Origin of the sequence: Microbacterium sp. NPDC079176 (genome assembly GCF_040686675.1) — a bacterium.
GTDB lineage: Bacteria > Actinomycetota > Actinomycetes > Actinomycetales > Microbacteriaceae > Microbacterium.
The window spans coordinates 84,974-99,038 of record NZ_JBFBLM010000003.1; the positions used below are offsets into that span (position 1 = coordinate 84,974).

A 14,065-nucleotide genomic window follows, 5' to 3' on the forward strand; every position below is an offset into this window, starting at 1 on the left:
GAGGTGTAGCCGTGAGACAGATGTGCCGCTCGCAGATCACCGAGAAGATGAGTACATCGCTAGTCAAAAGTGCAATAAAGGAGGTGAACGTATATGTCTTTCTGGAACCAGGTTGGTCACTTCTTCGGCTTCTACCGCTAATCTATATGGCGAAAAGGAGATACTGAAGTATGGCTTCAAGTCTTTCGACGGGTGACCGCTCTGACGTCACCCGACTCGGCAGGGGCGAGAAGCTCAGCACGATAGAACGCATCGCCGTTTTGGCGGTCGTCGGGACCATCGTCATCTTCGACATCGTCGGACTGTTCCTCCCTCCGGGGCTGGAACCTCTGACAGCGGCAATCGGGATCGCATCCACTGCAGTCCTCGGCCTCTTCCTCTGGTCGCCACTCATCGCGACATACGCCCTCGGCGTCGTGTTCGCCCTATCCTTCATCCCCGGCATCGAAGCCCAGGTGCTGACCGTCGCCGCTTTCGCGGCCGGCTTGATCGTGCGCCTGGGGTGGACCTCACTGGTCCTGTCCTATGTCGGAGTCTTCCTCGTCGCATCCGCGTTGGTCGCCATGGGCGATTCGACGGATGCGTTCAACATCGGCATCTTCCTGGTCGGCGCCGCAGTATCCGGAGCCGTCGGCTATGCGCTTCGCCTGGCATTCGCTCGAGGGCGGACGCTAGAGATGCAACTGGCCGAGAAGGCCGAGCAGGAACGCCAGGCAGTACTCGCTGAGCGGCGCTGGATCGCCGGCGAGCTGCACGACAGCATCGCGCACCACCTCACCGTGGTGGCGCTGCACGTGCAGATGCTCGACGACGATCGCACGAGCAGAGATTCGCAGGAGGCGATTCGCATCGCCGCACGCAAGGCGATGACCGACCTCCGCTTCGTGATCGACCTCGCAGACGACGGACCCCGCTCCGAGGGAATGCCCTCCGGTGATCTGGTGGCCTCCGTCGAGGAGGCCGCGCAGGAGTTCGAAGCCGCCGGCCATGCCGTGGCCGTCATCGGCGACCCTTCCGATGAGCGCGTCCCGCGGGCCGCCGAGATCATCCTCGCGCGCATCATGCGAGAGTCCGCCACCAACGTCCTCAAGTACGCCGGCGCGGGCGAAGTCGAGATCCGATTCGACATCGACGACGACGCCGCGAAGATGGCGGTGAGCAGTCCGCTCTCCATCACGCCGCGTCGCGAGCTCTCCTCGAGCCGCACGGGCATCGGCCGCATGGCCGAACGGGTTCTCGGTGCCAGCGGCGAATTCAGCGCCGGCGAAGTCGACGGCCGCTGGGTCGTCTCGGCGCTGCTGCCGATCGTCTGACGCCTCCGGCATCCCAGCATCCCGGCTTGAAAATGGCAGGGGATTGCGTACCGGTATTCCGGTACGCTGGGAGCCAGATCCGCGGAATTCCGGGGTTTTCGACGTGAAACCTAGACGAAAGTCCAGGGTAGATCTCGACTATAGACCGTGTTCCATGGTGTAGCCGGGCGCTTACATTGGGTATACCCCAGAAATAGCGCATCCCCAGCGCTGTGATCGCGAGCGCGGTCTTTGGAATCTGATCCCCATCGCGCTCGCGATCGGCTTCCTCCGACGAGTCACCTCGAGGAATCGATGCCGATCGACTGGCCGGCTCTCAGCCGCCCACTGCACGCATGTAGTGCCCGTCCGTCGAGATCCCCGACGCCGCGACCGTGAACCGCACCACCTCGCTGAGGTAGCGATCTTCGGACGCCTCGAAGATGCGCCCGCTCGCATCACGGGAGATGCGGCTGAGTCGAAGGATCGGCGTTCCCTGCGGCACGCGCAGCAGGGCGGCATCCTGCTCGTCGGCGGCGACGGCGTCGATCTGGTGCTCGAGCCCGACGATCGGGTGTCCCACCGACCCGAGGTACTCCGTGATCGAGACCTCGTCCGTGTCGACGTCGAGCAGTCGTCGTCCTACTGCCTCGGTGTAGAAGAGCCGCTCGAGCATCGTCGGCCTGCCGTCGAGCAGGCGCAGTCGCACGACGCTGACGATCGTGTCGTCGGGCGACACTCCGAGCAGTTCTGCGCGGTCACCGGCCCTGCGAAGGCTCAACTCCTGCGTCTGCGCGCCCGGAGTCACCCCGAGATCGCGGGCCCAGCGAGTGAACGGCACCGACACATCGACCGCCTGGCTGGCCTTGCGCGACACGACCCGCGCGGGGCGTCCCCGCCCCGTCTCGATCAGGCCCTCTCCGCGCAGGGCGGCGAGAGCGTTCCTGATCGGACCCCGCGAGGTGCGCCACCGGTCGGCGAGCTCCGCCTCGGTCGGCACGTCGTCGCCGGGGCGCAGGGTGCCCGCCGCGATCTGCGCGCGGAGGTCGTCTGCGATCTGGGTGTATACAGCTTCGGCCACATAGGCATACTACTTCGCTATCGAGGTGGAACGGTTGCGCGTTCCCTCGATGTTCATCCGAGGAAAGACCGGGTGAACGGACCTTGAACTCTTCCAAGTTAGGTACATATCTTGGCTGTTGCCCTGTCAGAGTGGCTCGTGGATCACCCCTCCCACTCCGAAAGGTCCTCATGAAGCTCCGCGCTCTCCCCGTGCTCGCCGGCGCCGCGATCCTCGCGCTCGGCCTCGCCGCCTGCTCCGGCTCCGCAGAGGCCACCGGCGCGTCCGGTGCCGACGCATCATCGGTCGACGGCGGATTCGCCGTCGACGAGAACACGCTCGTCTTCGGCGTCGTGCCCGACTCGGTCGACACCGAGACGAACTACCAGCCGCTCATGGACTACATCGCCGAGATCACCGGCAAGACGGTGGAGTACCACGAGTCCACCGACTACGCGGCGCTCATCGAGGCAGCCGTCGCCGGCAAGGTCGATGTCGCCTCGTTCTCCGGTTTCACCTACGTCACCGCCACGAACAACGGCGCGAAGCTCACCCCGATCTCCTCGATCGTGACCGAGGAGGGCCAGGAGCCCGGGTACTACTCCCAGGCCATCGTGCCTGCCGACAGCGACATCTCGAGCATCGAGGACTTCGCCGGCAAGAAGGTCTGCTTCGTCGATCCCTCGTCGACGTCGGGATACCTCTTCCCCTCCTACAACCTGCTCGAGGCGGGCATCGACCCCAAGACCGACATCACGCCCGTCTTCGCGGGCAAGCATGACGTGAGCGTGCAGAAGGTCGGCGAAGGCGTCGAGTGCGAGGTCGGATTCGCCGAGGACTCCGAGGTCGAGAAGTCGGATACCGTCAAGGTCATCGACGAGACCATGGTCCCCGGAGCGCCGCTCGTCTACTCGTCGACTCTGCCGGACGACGTCGCGCAGGAGCTCATCGACGGACTCTCCGAGATCACGATCGACGACATCATCGCCGCCGGCATCGAGGGCGCGGACACTGATGCGTTCCGCAGCGTGTTCTACGCCACCAAGCCCGTCGACGACGCGTACTACGACCTGATCCGCGACATCTGCAAGGAGACCGAAGCGGAGCAGTGCCAGGGCTGACGCCCGATCGCTGACCGCAGCGTCAGCCGAGCGCCCCCGTTCCGTAGTGTGCTCCCACCCCGGGGCAGCGGAGCGCGGGGCGCTCACCCGCAAGAACCACGCTCGACGCCACGACCCTGGAGAACTGACATGAACACGGCATCCGATGCCCTCATTCGCCTGGACGGTGTGACGAAGACCTTCGGCTCGACCACCGCGCTGAAGAACGCATCGCTGCAGGTCTCACGCGGCGAGATCGTCGTGCTGCTCGGGCTCTCCGGCTCGGGCAAGTCGACGCTGCTGCGCCACCTCGACGGTCTCGAGGTGCCGACCTCGGGCGAGATCGAGGTGCTCGGCGCGAAGGTCCCGACGCTCAAGGGCAAGGCACTACGCGCCCTCCGCAGCCGGGTGGGATTCATCTTCCAGCAGTTCGAGCTCGTGCCCTCGCTGACGGTGCTCGAGAACGTGCTCACCGGATCTCTGTCGGAGGTCCGCGGCCCGCGGCTCGGCCTCTGGGGCTACTCGAAGGCGGCGAAGCTGCGCGCCCTCGAGCACCTCGATCGCGTCGGGCTGCTCGACCGGGCCTATCAGCGCAGCGACACCCTCTCCGGCGGCCAGCAGCAGCGCGTGGCGATCGCCCGCGCCCTGATGCAGAAGCCCGACATCCTGCTCGCCGACGAGCCCGTCGCATCCCTCGACCCGGAGTCCAGCGACCAGGTGATGGCGCTGATCCGTGAGATCGCCGCCGACGAGGGGCTCACGGTCGTCTGCAGCCTGCACCAGGTCGACCTCGCGATCTCGTGGGCCGACCGCATCGTGGGGCTGCGCCACGGCGAGATCGTGCTCGACACCCCGACCGGCGACCTGACCAAGGCCGAGGTCATGGAGATCTACGGCCGCGTCGCCACGACCACCGCAGAGATCCGCGCCGTGCAGGACGAACTCACCGAGATCACGGTCGACGTCGCCCAGCTCGACAAGGCGCGGGCCTCATGACCGTCCTCTCGGACCCGCCTCGGGCGCACGCGACCCCCGCACGCACGAGTGTCGCCGATCGAGCTCCTCGCCGCCCGATCTCCGCCGAGCGCATCGCCGCCGGGCTGACGCTGCTGGCGCTCCTGGTGCTCGGCATCCTCGCGGTCGACGAGGTCGGCATCTCGATCCCGGCGATGGTGCAGAGCTGGGGCAACGCCGAGAACTTCATGGCCCGTGTCGGCGGCCTCTCGTTCCCTGAACCGGCCGACCTCGCCTGGCTGATCGCCCTCACCGTGGGGCTCGTGCTCGTCGGCACGTTGCTCGCCGCCGCCCTGTCGGTGCCGATCGCCTACCTCGCAGCCTCCAACACGACCCCCGGCAACGGATGGCGTGCCGCCGCGCGGTTCGTGGGAGTGCTCACCCGAGCGCTGCCGGACGTCGTGCTCGCGATGGCGTTCGTTCTCATGTTCTCGCTCGGCACCCTGCCCGGCATCCTCGCCATCGGCATCCATTCGATCGGGATGATCTCGAAGATGTTCGCCGACGCGATCGAGCAGATCGACGAGGGCCCCCGGCTCGCGATCCGCGCCGCGGGGGGATCGAAGATGCAGGAGTTCGCCTCAGGAATCCTTCCCCAGGTGCTGCCGAGCTGGGTCGCGACGGTGCTGCACCGCAACGACATCAACCTGCGCGGCAGCGTCGTGCTCGGCTACGTGGGCGTGGCCGGCCTCGGACTCGAGATGTCCTACGCCTTCAAGTCGCTGAACTACGGCAAGGGCCTCGGCATCGCCCTGGTCATCTTCATCCTGTGCGTCGTGATGGAGATCGTGTCGAGCCTGGTGCGCGGGGCAATGCTCGGCCAGCAGCGGCAGACGCGGTCGTGGATCGACCGCATCATCCGCCCGCGACTGCGCGGGGCGACGGGCGCGGTGACGACGGAGCGCCCGGAGTGGGCGGCCAGCCCGCAGACCGCCGTGCGTCGACCGTGGACCGCGGAGCGGGTGCGCAACACGATCGGCATCGGGACGGCGGTGCTCGTCGTCATCGGCAGCGTCGTCGTCAGCCAGATCAACTGGATGGACTTCTTCACCTTCTGGGCCAAGCTCCCCGAGGTCGCAGCGAAGTTCTGGCCGCCGTCATTCGGCAGCTATGAGGCGTCCGCGATGATCGCGGCCATGCGGGACACGGTCGCGATCGCACTCGCGGCGACGGTGCTCACGCTGCTGCCGTCGCTGATCCTCGGCTCCCTCGCCGCGAGCAACGTCGCACCCGGAGCGGGAGCGCGGGGCATCGCGCGCTTCCTGCTCGTCGGCATCCGCGGCATTCCCGAGCTGATCCTCGCGATCGTGCTCGTCGTCATCACCGGCCTCGGCGCCCAGGCGGGAGTCATCGCGCTGGCCATCGGCGGCATCGGTCTGCTCGGCAAGCTGATCGCCGATTCCCTCGAGGAGGTCGACCGTGGGCCCGAACGGGCCCTGCGGGCGGTCGGCGCCACCCGGCTGCAGACCTACGCCTCGGCGACCGTGCCGCAGGGCATGCAGGCGCTCATCGGGCACAGCTTCTACATGCTCGACACGAACATCCGCGCCGCGACCATCCTCGGCATCGTCGGCGGAGGCGGTGTCGGGTACTACCTGCTCAACGCCAGCCAGGGTTCGCGCTATGAGACCGTGACGGCGATCGTGCTGATGATCCTCGTCACCGTGCTCGTCGTCGAAGGGCTCGCGATGTGGATGCGCAAGGTGTTCCGATGAGCGGCCGCGCCGGCTCGACCGACTCCGCCGACCTCGTGGTCGTCGGCTCGGGGATCATCGGCCTCGGCGCCGCGTACGCGGCGGTGCGGCGGGGTCTGAGCGTCATCGTCGTCGACAGAGCGGATGCTCCCGTCGGCGCGACGATCCGCAACTTCGGCCACCTCTGCATCGGCGCGCAGACGGGGGAGGCCCGGCGCTACGCGGACCTGTCCCGAGACCTGTGGCTGCGCCTCGCTCAGGATGCAGGGTTCTGGATCCGCGAGTCGGGGACACTGGTCGCCGCCCGCCACGCCGACGAGATCGCCGTGCTCGAGCAGGCGGCGGCCGATGGCGGCATCCGGATGCTCGATGCGGATGAGCTGCTGCGCCTCGCCCCGCTCCGTCGCCGGGGACTCCTCGGCGGAGCGCACATCGAGACCGACCTGCAGACCGATCCGCGCACCGCCGCCGCGGCGATCGTGCGGCACCTCGCAGGACTGGGCGTCGACTTCCGCTTCCGCACGGCGGCGACCTCCGTCGCCGGACGCCGCGTCGAGACGACGAGAGGCGCGATCACCACAGGCGCGGTCGTCGTCGCGGCGAATCACGACATCGACCAGCTGCTGCCGGAGGTGGCGGAACGGTCAGGCGTCGTCCGGTGCGCTCTCGACATGATGCGTGCAGCGGTGAGTCTCGGGCATCCGCTCTCCGCCCCGCTGCTGACCGGGTGGTCGCTCGTCCGCTACGGACGCTTCCCCGACGGTGCCGCCACCGCCGCGCTCCGCGATCGCCTGCATTCGGAGCGTCCGGACCTCGCCGCGCTCGATCTCAATCAGATGTACACGCAGCTGCCGGACGGCACGCTCATCATCGGCGACTCGCACGCCACATCGACCGCGCCGGAGCCGTTCCAACCCGAGGCCGCGTTCACGGCGTTCCTCGCCGAGGCGGAGGCGCTGTTCGAGATGCCGGCCCCACGGGTGCTGGAGCGCTGGCAGGGCGTGTATGCGAAGGCGTCGAAGGACTTCCTCATCGACACGGTCGACGAGGGGGTGCTGGTGCTCGCCGCGACCACCGGCATCGGAATGACCACGGGTCTGGGGCTCGCCGAAGAGAATCTCACCGCCACCTTCGGGTGGACACCTGCAATGGAAGGAACCCCATGACCACTCAGCTCGACGCAGCTCCGGCACCGGCGCTCGAACTCATCGTGCTCGACATGGCCGGCACGACCGTGCTCGACGACGGGGTCGTCGAGACGGCGTTCCAGCGCGCCGCCGAACGCACCGGCGTCGCCGATCGGATGCCGTGGGACGACGCGCTCGCGCACGTGCGCGCCACCATGGGGCAGTCCAAGATCGAGGTCTTCACGCACCTCGCGGGAGGAGACCGTGCCGCCGCCGAGCGCGCGACGGCCGCATTCGAAGGCGCCTACGCCGAGATCGTGGCCGAGCAGGGGGTCACCGAGATCCCCGGGGCGGCCGATGCGATCCAGGGGCTGAAGGACGCCGGTCTGAGGGTCGTGCTCACGACGGGATTCGCGCCGGTCACCCGCGATGCGCTGATCGACGGTCTGGGCTGGCGCGGGCTCATCGACCTCGCCCTCTCGCCGGTCGACGCCGGGCGCGGGCGTCCGGCACCCGATCTCGTGCTCGCGGCGCTGATCCGCACGCAGACCTCGTCGGTCGCCGCTGTCGCTGTCGCCGGAGACACGATCAGCGACGTCGAGTCGGGCCGCCGCGCAGGCGCCGGTCTCGTCGCCGGCGTCCTGACGGGCGCCCACGACGCGGGCGCGCTCGAGCTCGCCGGTGCCGACGTCGTGCTCGAGGACGTGACGCATCTTCGCGGCACGCTCACCGAGCGCGGGCTGCTCCCTCTCGTGCCCACGGTCTGAGGCCCTGACATGGGAACTCTGCTGATCCGTCCTCCCGGCCACCGTCGCGACGTGGCCCTGCGGCCCGCGGCCACAGCGATGGTGTGGATCGGTGAGGGCCACCCGCACGAAATGATCGCCGTGCCCGGTGTCGCGCTCGGTGAGCACGACGTGCTCGTCGCCGTCGAGATGTCGACGATCTGCGGGTCCGACGTCCACACCGTGCACGGACGTCGGTCCGCCCCGGTGCCGTTGGTGCTCGGACACGAGAGCGTCGGACGCGTGATCGCCCTGGGCGACGGCGGGGCCTCGACGGTCGACGGCGTCCCCGTGCGCATCGGGGATCGGATCGTCTGGTCGGTCACGATCTCGTGCGGCACCTGCGACAGGTGCGCCCGGGGTGTGCCGCAGAAGTGCCGCACGCTCGGCAAGTACGGTCATGACCGCATCGGCGTGCACGGCGACCTCACCGGCGCGTTCGGCTCGCACGTCCAGGTGCGGGCGGGCACGGCGATCGTGCGGGTGCCCGAGTCCCTGCCGGCCGCGGTGCTCGCTCCGGCATCGTGCGCGACCGCGACCGCCTGGGCCGCCGTCGCCCGGGCTGCGCGCGATCACGACCTCGACGGCGCGACCGTCCGCATCCACGGAGCCGGACTCGTCGGGCTCTCGGCCGCGGCGATCGCGGTGGAGCACGGCGCGACGGTCGAGGTGCTCGACCCCGCACCCGAACGGCTGGCGCTGGCCGCACGCTTCGGCGCCGGTCCGATCGATCGTGACCCGGACGTCGTGATCGAGGCCTCGGGGCATGCCGTGGCCGAGGCGCTCGCCGGCGTCGCCACCGGGGGCACGGTCGTGCTGGTCGGGAGCGTCTTCCCTGCCGAGCCGGTGCCCCTCGACGCCGAGAGCATCGTTCGCCGGCTGGTGACCGTCACCGGCGTGCACAACTACACGGGATCGGAGCTCGCCGAGGCTGTCGCATTCCTCGCAGGACGAGGACGCGCCTACCCGTTCGTGGACGCGGTCGGGGAAGTGCGGCAGCTCGCCGACCTCGACGAGGCCATCACCGCGGCATCCGCTCCCGGCGCGCCGTTGCGCATCGGCGTCGTACCCGGACGCTGACGGGAGACGGGTCGAGCGCAGAAGAGCCAGGGCTCAGGCCGTGGGCTCTGCCGCGCCACCTTCCTCGGCGTCGTCTTCGGCGTCGTCTTCGGCAGCCGCGGATGCCGAAGACCCCGGTCCCGAGCGCCGCGGTCCCGCAGGGCGGATGCCCTCGGCATGGAACGCGAGCAGCCGCATGGCGGTGTCGACCGTCTCGTCGAGGAGTTCCTGCGGATCGCCGCTGAGCGCCAGCCTGCGGTGACCGACCCCGTCGCCCGTGGCCCATCCGACGTAGACGGTGCCGGGCTCGTGCCCGCCTTCAGGATCGGGCCCGCCGACCCCCGTCGTCGAGATGCAGACGTCGGCGTCGAACAGCCGCAGTGCGCTCGCGGCGAGATGCTCGGCACACTCGGGGGAACACGGATCCGTTCCCGGCGTGAGTCCGAGCAGGCTCTCCTTCACATCGGTGAGGTAGGCCACGATGCCGCCGGCGAACCACTCACCGGCGTCGGCCCCCGCGCCGATCGTGCTCGCCAGACGTCCCGAGGTCAGGGATTCCACCACGCAGATGCGCAGTCCGCGCTCAGCGGCGACCTCGCTGACGCGGTCCAGCGGTGACTGCTCTGCTGTCACTTCTCTTCGGCGGAGTCCGCGTGCGTCGGGGCGTCGGACTCGATGGTCGCCTCGTCGGAGTAGTCGGGCCGCGGGGGCTGCAGCGGCTGGTCGGAGTACTCGCCGCCGAGGCGTCCGCCGTACGGGCGCCCGTGGTCGGCGAACTCGTCGCGTGCGTAGACCAGCTCCCACTCGCCGACGGTGAAGCGTGCGCCGGTGCGCAGCGTCTGGGTGCGATCGCCGGGGTGGGTGGCGGTGGCGTCGGGGTTGCTGTTCATCTCGCCCTCGCCGTGGAGTTCGAGGACGTACTCGTCACGGTCGTCGTGCGTGATCGTGGCGTGCACGGGGTCGGCGCCGTCGAGCCGCAGCTCGTTGTCGGCAGCGGAGCCGATGCGCACCACGTCGACCTCGAGGGCGAACTCGGCGCGCTCGCCGTCGCGCGTGACGCGCAGGCGCGGGTTGCCCTCGCCGAACTCGGCGTGAGTGGTCGTGGGGGTGTAGCCCTCATCGGAACGGTCGTCGATGTGTCGTGCGTTCATGGTGGGTCTCCTCGCGGTTCCTGCCAGGATATCGGCGAAGGGATCCGCACGCAGGGGGTTGACTTCGGCCCGCTCCGACCCCGTCTGGACAGCCCGCTCGGGGCGACGCATCGAGGGCCTGCGGTCCCATAAACTGCATGACGAAGACCTGCACACCAGAGGAGAGGGCGAATGGGCAAGTTCATCTACGAGGGCAGCGTGAAGACCGAGATCGAGGATCGCGCCCTCACCCACCTGCAGCTCGTGATGACCGCCAAGCTGCGACGCGCCGAGCCGTTCCCGTTCAGCTGGCGCGAAGACGCGAGCGTCGGCGGCGGCCGCACGACGGTGTGGGTGCAGCCGGGCAGCTCGCTCGCCTTCAAGTACTTCGGCAGCAGGCAGCCGTCGATCAACCGCGCCTGGATCGAGGCGCTCGCCTTCACCGCGAACGCGCCGAGCGGGCTGTATCTCGTTCCCGAGCCACAGGACACGTCCGGCTCCGTCGCGTCGGCCGACGACGAGCCCGCCGCCCCCGGGGCCTGAGCGGCCCGAGCCATTCACCTGTCGCACTCCGATCGTCGATCGAGGTGTCGATTGTCAACCCCCTCCCGAGGGCGCCGACGGGCCGCGAGTCTCGTTGAACGCCCGACTCAGGCCACGCACGATGATGGCGAGTCGCGAGGAAGAGGAGACACCATGGCAGACAGCACCCCCGACCCCCGCAGCCAGCACCGCGACGAGGAATTCCCCGGTCAGCAGCAGAACCAGCCGGGACTGACCGACGACATGCGCCCGACTCCCGACCACGGCGAGGAGTCGTACGTGGGCCACGGGCGTCTCGAGGGGCGTAGAGCCCTGATCACCGGCGGGGATTCCGGAATCGGCCGAGCCGTCGCGATCGCCTTCGCCCGCGAGGGAGCCGACGTGGCGATCGTGCACATGCCGGAGGAGCAGGCGGATGCCGACGAGACCATCGATCTCGTGCGCGCCGAAGGCCGCCAGGGGCTGAGCCTCGCCGGCGACGTCCGCGACGAGGCCTTCGCCACCGAGGTGGTGACCGAGACGCGGAGCGCCCTCGGCGGCCTCGACATCCTGGTGCTGAACGCCGCGTACCAGCACGACATCGACGGCTTCGAGAATCTCGAGACCGACCGCCTCCGCCGCGTGTTCGAGACCAACCTCTTCGGCCTGCTGTACTCGGCCAGGGCCGCGTACCCGCATCTTGAGTCCGGCTCCAGCATCATCGTCACGTCGTCCGTGCAGGCCTTCGAGCCGTCGCCCAACCTCATCGACTACGCGATGACCAAGGCGGCGCAGGTCGCGTTCGTCAAGGCGCTCGCCGAGGAGGCGGGAGAGCGCGGCATCCGCGTGAACGCCGTCGCTCCCGGCCCCATCTGGACGCCGCTGATCCCGGCCACCGGCTGGTCGGACGAGCGGGTGAAGACCTTCGGATCCGACACGCCTCTCGGCCGGGCCGGACAGCCGGCAGAGCTCGCCGGCGCCTACGTGTACCTCGCGTCGGCGGAGTCGTCGTACACCTCGGGCGCGGTGCTCGCGGTCACCGGCGGCAAGCACCTCTGACAGGGCCGGTTCGTCGGCATCCGCGCGCGCCGTAGGCTGGCTGGGTGAAGCAGTCCACGCCGTCCCGTCCGCTCGTGGGCGTCGTGCTCGTGGTCTGCTCCTGCCTGTCGCTGCCGTTCGGGGCCGCGGTCGCGGCCCAGCTCTTCCCGGTGCTCGGCCCGTGGGGTGTGACCTCGCTGCGCGTGGCGATCGCGGCGCTGCTGCTGGTCGTCATCGTGCGCCCGAGACCATTCCGGTGGTCGAAGTCGCAGTGGCTCGCCGCCGTGCTGTTCGGGGTCTCGCTCGCCGCGATGAACGGCTTCTTCTATGCCGCGATCGACCGCATCCCGCTCGGTCCGGCCGTCGCGATCGAGTTCCTCGGGCCGCTCGTCCTCGCCGCCGTGCTGACCAGGCGCCTCGTCGATGCCGCCTGGGTGGGGGTCGCGCTGCTCGGGATGGTGCTGCTCGGCGTCGACGGACTGATCGGCGCCGAGCCCCTCGATCCGCTCGGGATCGTCTTCATCCTGATCGCCGCCGGCTTCTGGGCCATGTACATCCGGATGAGTGCCCGGGTGGGTGCCATCATCCCCGGCAGCAGCGGACTCGCGGTCGGCCTGGTCGTGGCCGCGATCCTGCTGATCCCGGTCGGTGTGCCGGCCGCGGTCACCGTCGCGGGCGACATGCAGCTGCTGCTGCTCGCCGCGGTCACCGCCGTGCTGTCGTCGGTGATCCCCTACAGCTTCGAGCTCGCCGCGCTGCGTCGCCTGCCGCAACGCGTGTTCGGCGTGCTCCTGAGCCTCGAGCCCGCATTCGCGACGCTCGCCGGGTGGCTGATCCTCGGGCAGTCGGCGACTCCGCTGCGGATGCTCGCGATCGCCCTGGTGGTGGCGGCGAGCGTCGGCACGACGCTCGGCGTGCGACGTCAGCGCCGTCGAGACGATGCGGCCGCAGCCCGAGAGGTCGGGACCGGGCCCGACGGCGCCCGCCGCGACGACGAGCCCGGTCCCTTCACCGCGCCGATCCCGCTGCCCGAATGACCGGCCGACCCGTCAGGCGCTGACCGCAGCAGGCACGGGCAGCGGATAGCGGCGCCGCAGCAGCATCCGCTGCACCAGCGTCCAGACCACGGTCACGGTGAGATACAGCGCGGCGGCGAGCGGCACGAACATCGCGAAGACGGCCGTCAGATAGTGCAGAGCGCTGGTCACACGCAGCATCGTCGGCGAGTTCAGCGGCGAGTCGTCGTCGACCACGGCCGGCCGGAAGACCCGTCGTGTGATCTCGGCCACCACGATCATCACGGCGATCAGCGCACCGAAGACCCACAGCGTCTCCGGCGTCGCCGTGCCGCCGAAGACGGCGGAGACGAAACTGGTGCCCAGCGGTGCACCGAACAGGTCGTGCGTGAGCAGGTCGTTCGGGTGCCCGGCGATGTCGGGGCGGATGAACAGCGTGTACAGGATGCCGACGACCGGCGCCTGAGCGAGGACCGGCAGCATCCCGGCGAACGGAGACGTGTTCTCGGAGCGGTAGAGCTCGAGCATCTCCTTCTGCAGGCGCTCGGGATTCTTCTTGTGCCGGCGCTGCAATTCTCGCAGCCGAGGAGCCAGGCGCGCTCTGGTCTGCTCGGCCTTCGCCTGCGAGACGCCGACGGGAATCAGCAGGGCGCGCACGAGAAGCGTGACGAGCACCACGGCGAGTGCGGCGGCGGATGCTCCGGCGAGCGGTTCGAGCAGTGCGGAGAGCCCGGCGAGGGCGCCGTACGCCGCGTCGAGCAGGAAGGTCAGGGGTGGGAAGGCGAAGATGTCCATGGAAGTCCGTTCGTGTGTCGGGAAGGGTCGGCGAAAGCCGCGCAGTCCCGTACGAGGACGGACTACGCGGAGACGGCGACTCCCGGCGCACGAGGACGCGGGTGACCGGCGGCGTCAGGATCGCTCTGGGCGAGCAGGGTCGAGACGTCGATCGCCCGCAGCGGGTGCGGGGCGCTGCGTGGAGAGGGCGGTGCGACGCTCAGCGCCACGGCGATCGTGAGGGTCGTCAGGGCGATCAGCGCGATCGCGACACCGAGTGCCGCGGCATCCGGCACCGCGATGACCCCGAGCGCGGCCGCGACGAAGCCGAGCATCTGCCCGAACCATTCGCTCATGCGCGCCTCCCTGATCCCTCACGCCGAGATTATCACCGGCATCCGAGTGCGGCATCGGTCGCGCGCCCGCCTCGGGGCAGGGGAGCGGAGATAGCCTC

Annotated in this window: 15 protein-coding genes; 10 read left to right on the forward strand and 5 right to left on the reverse strand. The window is 69.4% G+C overall.

The features are described from left to right. Positions 1 to 170 precede the first annotated feature (170 nt). On the forward strand, positions 171 to 1,313 hold the full coding sequence (locus AB0P11_RS07745) for a histidine kinase (protein ID WP_187250275.1): 1,143 nt from the start codon (positions 171 to 173) through the stop codon (positions 1,311 to 1,313). A 316-nt stretch (positions 1,314 to 1,629) separates the two neighbouring features. On the opposite strand, the gene AB0P11_RS07750 is transcribed toward AB0P11_RS07745, so the two are convergent. Continuing rightward, the gene (locus AB0P11_RS07750; protein WP_363521035.1) at positions 1,630 to 2,373 is read right to left on the reverse strand and encodes a GntR family transcriptional regulator; all 744 of its coding nucleotides are present in this window, start codon (positions 2,371 to 2,373) and stop codon (positions 1,630 to 1,632) included. A gap of 170 nt (positions 2,374 to 2,543) precedes the next feature. Between AB0P11_RS07750 and AB0P11_RS07755 the strand changes: the two genes are divergently transcribed. From AB0P11_RS07755 to AB0P11_RS07780, 6 genes are all read left to right on the forward strand, one after another. Next, positions 2,544 to 3,473 carry a phosphate/phosphite/phosphonate ABC transporter substrate-binding protein gene (locus tag AB0P11_RS07755; protein ID WP_363521038.1) on the forward strand — a complete coding sequence of 310 codons (930 nt, stop codon included), beginning with the start codon at positions 2,544 to 2,546 and terminating at the stop codon, positions 3,471 to 3,473. A 129-nt stretch (positions 3,474 to 3,602) separates the two neighbouring features. After that, entirely contained in the window at positions 3,603 to 4,448 is an 846-nt protein-coding gene (phnC, locus tag AB0P11_RS07760) for a phosphonate ABC transporter ATP-binding protein (protein WP_363521041.1), read from the forward strand. Continuing rightward, a complete protein-coding gene (locus AB0P11_RS07765) occupies positions 4,445 to 6,181 on the forward strand; it encodes an ABC transporter permease subunit (protein ID WP_363521044.1) in 1,737 nt (578 codons plus the stop codon). The genes phnC and AB0P11_RS07765 overlap by 4 nt, the downstream gene beginning before the upstream one ends. Beyond that, a complete protein-coding gene (locus tag AB0P11_RS07770; protein WP_363521047.1) occupies positions 6,178 to 7,326 on the forward strand; it encodes a TIGR03364 family FAD-dependent oxidoreductase in 1,149 nt (382 codons plus the stop codon). Before AB0P11_RS07765 ends, AB0P11_RS07770 begins: the two co-directional genes overlap by 4 nt. Continuing rightward, a complete protein-coding gene (locus tag AB0P11_RS07775; protein WP_072591725.1) occupies positions 7,323 to 8,054 on the forward strand; it encodes an HAD family hydrolase in 732 nt (243 codons plus the stop codon). Before AB0P11_RS07770 ends, AB0P11_RS07775 begins: the two co-directional genes overlap by 4 nt. Positions 8,055 to 8,063: 9 nt before the next feature. Beyond that, entirely contained in the window at positions 8,064 to 9,152 is a 1,089-nt protein-coding gene (locus AB0P11_RS07780; protein WP_363521050.1) for an alcohol dehydrogenase catalytic domain-containing protein, read from the forward strand. Positions 9,153 to 9,185: 33 nt separating this feature from the next. Here the strand turns inward: AB0P11_RS07780 and AB0P11_RS07785 are convergent, their stop codons facing one another. Together AB0P11_RS07785 and AB0P11_RS07790 are read right to left on the reverse strand one after the other, a co-directional pair. Beyond that, complete coding sequence (locus tag AB0P11_RS07785; protein ID WP_363521053.1) at positions 9,186 to 9,764, reverse strand: nicotinamide-nucleotide amidohydrolase family protein; 579 nt, start codon at positions 9,762 to 9,764, stop codon at positions 9,186 to 9,188. After that, positions 9,761 to 10,282 (reverse strand): FHA domain-containing protein, encoded by a 522-nt coding sequence (locus AB0P11_RS07790; RefSeq protein WP_053097580.1) that lies wholly within the window; start codon positions 10,280 to 10,282, stop codon positions 9,761 to 9,763. The genes AB0P11_RS07785 and AB0P11_RS07790 overlap by 4 nt, the downstream gene beginning before the upstream one ends. Before the next feature lie 171 nt (positions 10,283 to 10,453). Here AB0P11_RS07790 and AB0P11_RS07795 point away from each other — a divergent pair, with 171 nt between their 5' ends. The 3 genes from AB0P11_RS07795 to AB0P11_RS07805 all read left to right on the forward strand — a co-directional run bounded on the left by AB0P11_RS07795 (position 10,454) and on the right by AB0P11_RS07805 (position 12,858). Further along, entirely contained in the window at positions 10,454 to 10,804 is a 351-nt protein-coding gene (locus AB0P11_RS07795; RefSeq protein ID WP_363521057.1) for an ATP-dependent DNA ligase, read from the forward strand. A gap of 153 nt (positions 10,805 to 10,957) precedes the next feature. Further along, positions 10,958 to 11,842, forward strand: coding sequence for an SDR family oxidoreductase (locus AB0P11_RS07800; RefSeq protein WP_056279629.1), 885 nt, complete (start codon positions 10,958 to 10,960; stop codon positions 11,840 to 11,842). A gap of 44 nt (positions 11,843 to 11,886) precedes the next feature. Continuing rightward, positions 11,887 to 12,858 (forward strand): DMT family transporter, encoded by a 972-nt coding sequence (locus AB0P11_RS07805; RefSeq protein WP_320490435.1) that lies wholly within the window; start codon positions 11,887 to 11,889, stop codon positions 12,856 to 12,858. A 12-nt stretch (positions 12,859 to 12,870) separates the two neighbouring features. On the opposite strand, the gene yidC is transcribed toward AB0P11_RS07805, so the two are convergent. Next, complete coding sequence (gene yidC, locus AB0P11_RS07810) at positions 12,871 to 13,632, reverse strand: membrane protein insertase YidC (RefSeq protein WP_072591720.1); 762 nt, start codon at positions 13,630 to 13,632, stop codon at positions 12,871 to 12,873. Between the two features lie 62 nt (positions 13,633 to 13,694). Next, complete coding sequence (locus tag AB0P11_RS07815; RefSeq protein ID WP_053097575.1) at positions 13,695 to 13,967, reverse strand: DUF6412 domain-containing protein; 273 nt, start codon at positions 13,965 to 13,967, stop codon at positions 13,695 to 13,697. Positions 13,968 to 14,065: the final 98 nt, after the last annotated feature.

Bases quoted from the DNA above. Each gene is read 5' to 3' on its own strand.
- AB0P11_RS07745 (WP_187250275.1), top strand. From the start codon at position 171: ATGGCTTCAAGTCTTTCGACGGGTGACCGCTCTGACGTCACCCGACTC.
- AB0P11_RS07755 (WP_363521038.1), top strand. From the start codon at position 2,544: ATGAAGCTCCGCGCTCTCCCCGTGCTCGCCGGCGCCGCGATCCTCGCG.
- phnC (WP_363521041.1), top strand. From the start codon at position 3,603: ATGAACACGGCATCCGATGCCCTCATTCGCCTGGACGGTGTGACGAAG.
- AB0P11_RS07765 (WP_363521044.1), top strand. From the start codon at position 4,445: ATGACCGTCCTCTCGGACCCGCCTCGGGCGCACGCGACCCCCGCACGC.
- AB0P11_RS07770 (WP_363521047.1), top strand. From the start codon at position 6,178: ATGAGCGGCCGCGCCGGCTCGACCGACTCCGCCGACCTCGTGGTCGTC.
- AB0P11_RS07775 (WP_072591725.1), top strand. From the start codon at position 7,323: ATGACCACTCAGCTCGACGCAGCTCCGGCACCGGCGCTCGAACTCATC.
- AB0P11_RS07780 (WP_363521050.1), top strand. From the start codon at position 8,064: ATGGGAACTCTGCTGATCCGTCCTCCCGGCCACCGTCGCGACGTGGCC.
- AB0P11_RS07790 (WP_053097580.1), bottom strand. From the start codon at position 10,282: ATGAACGCACGACACATCGACGACCGTTCCGATGAGGGCTACACCCCC.
- AB0P11_RS07795 (WP_363521057.1), top strand. From the start codon at position 10,454: ATGGGCAAGTTCATCTACGAGGGCAGCGTGAAGACCGAGATCGAGGAT.
- AB0P11_RS07800 (WP_056279629.1), top strand. From the start codon at position 10,958: ATGGCAGACAGCACCCCCGACCCCCGCAGCCAGCACCGCGACGAGGAA.
- yidC (WP_072591720.1), bottom strand. From the start codon at position 13,632: ATGGACATCTTCGCCTTCCCACCCCTGACCTTCCTGCTCGACGCGGCG.
- AB0P11_RS07815 (WP_053097575.1), bottom strand. From the start codon at position 13,967: ATGAGCGAATGGTTCGGGCAGATGCTCGGCTTCGTCGCGGCCGCGCTC.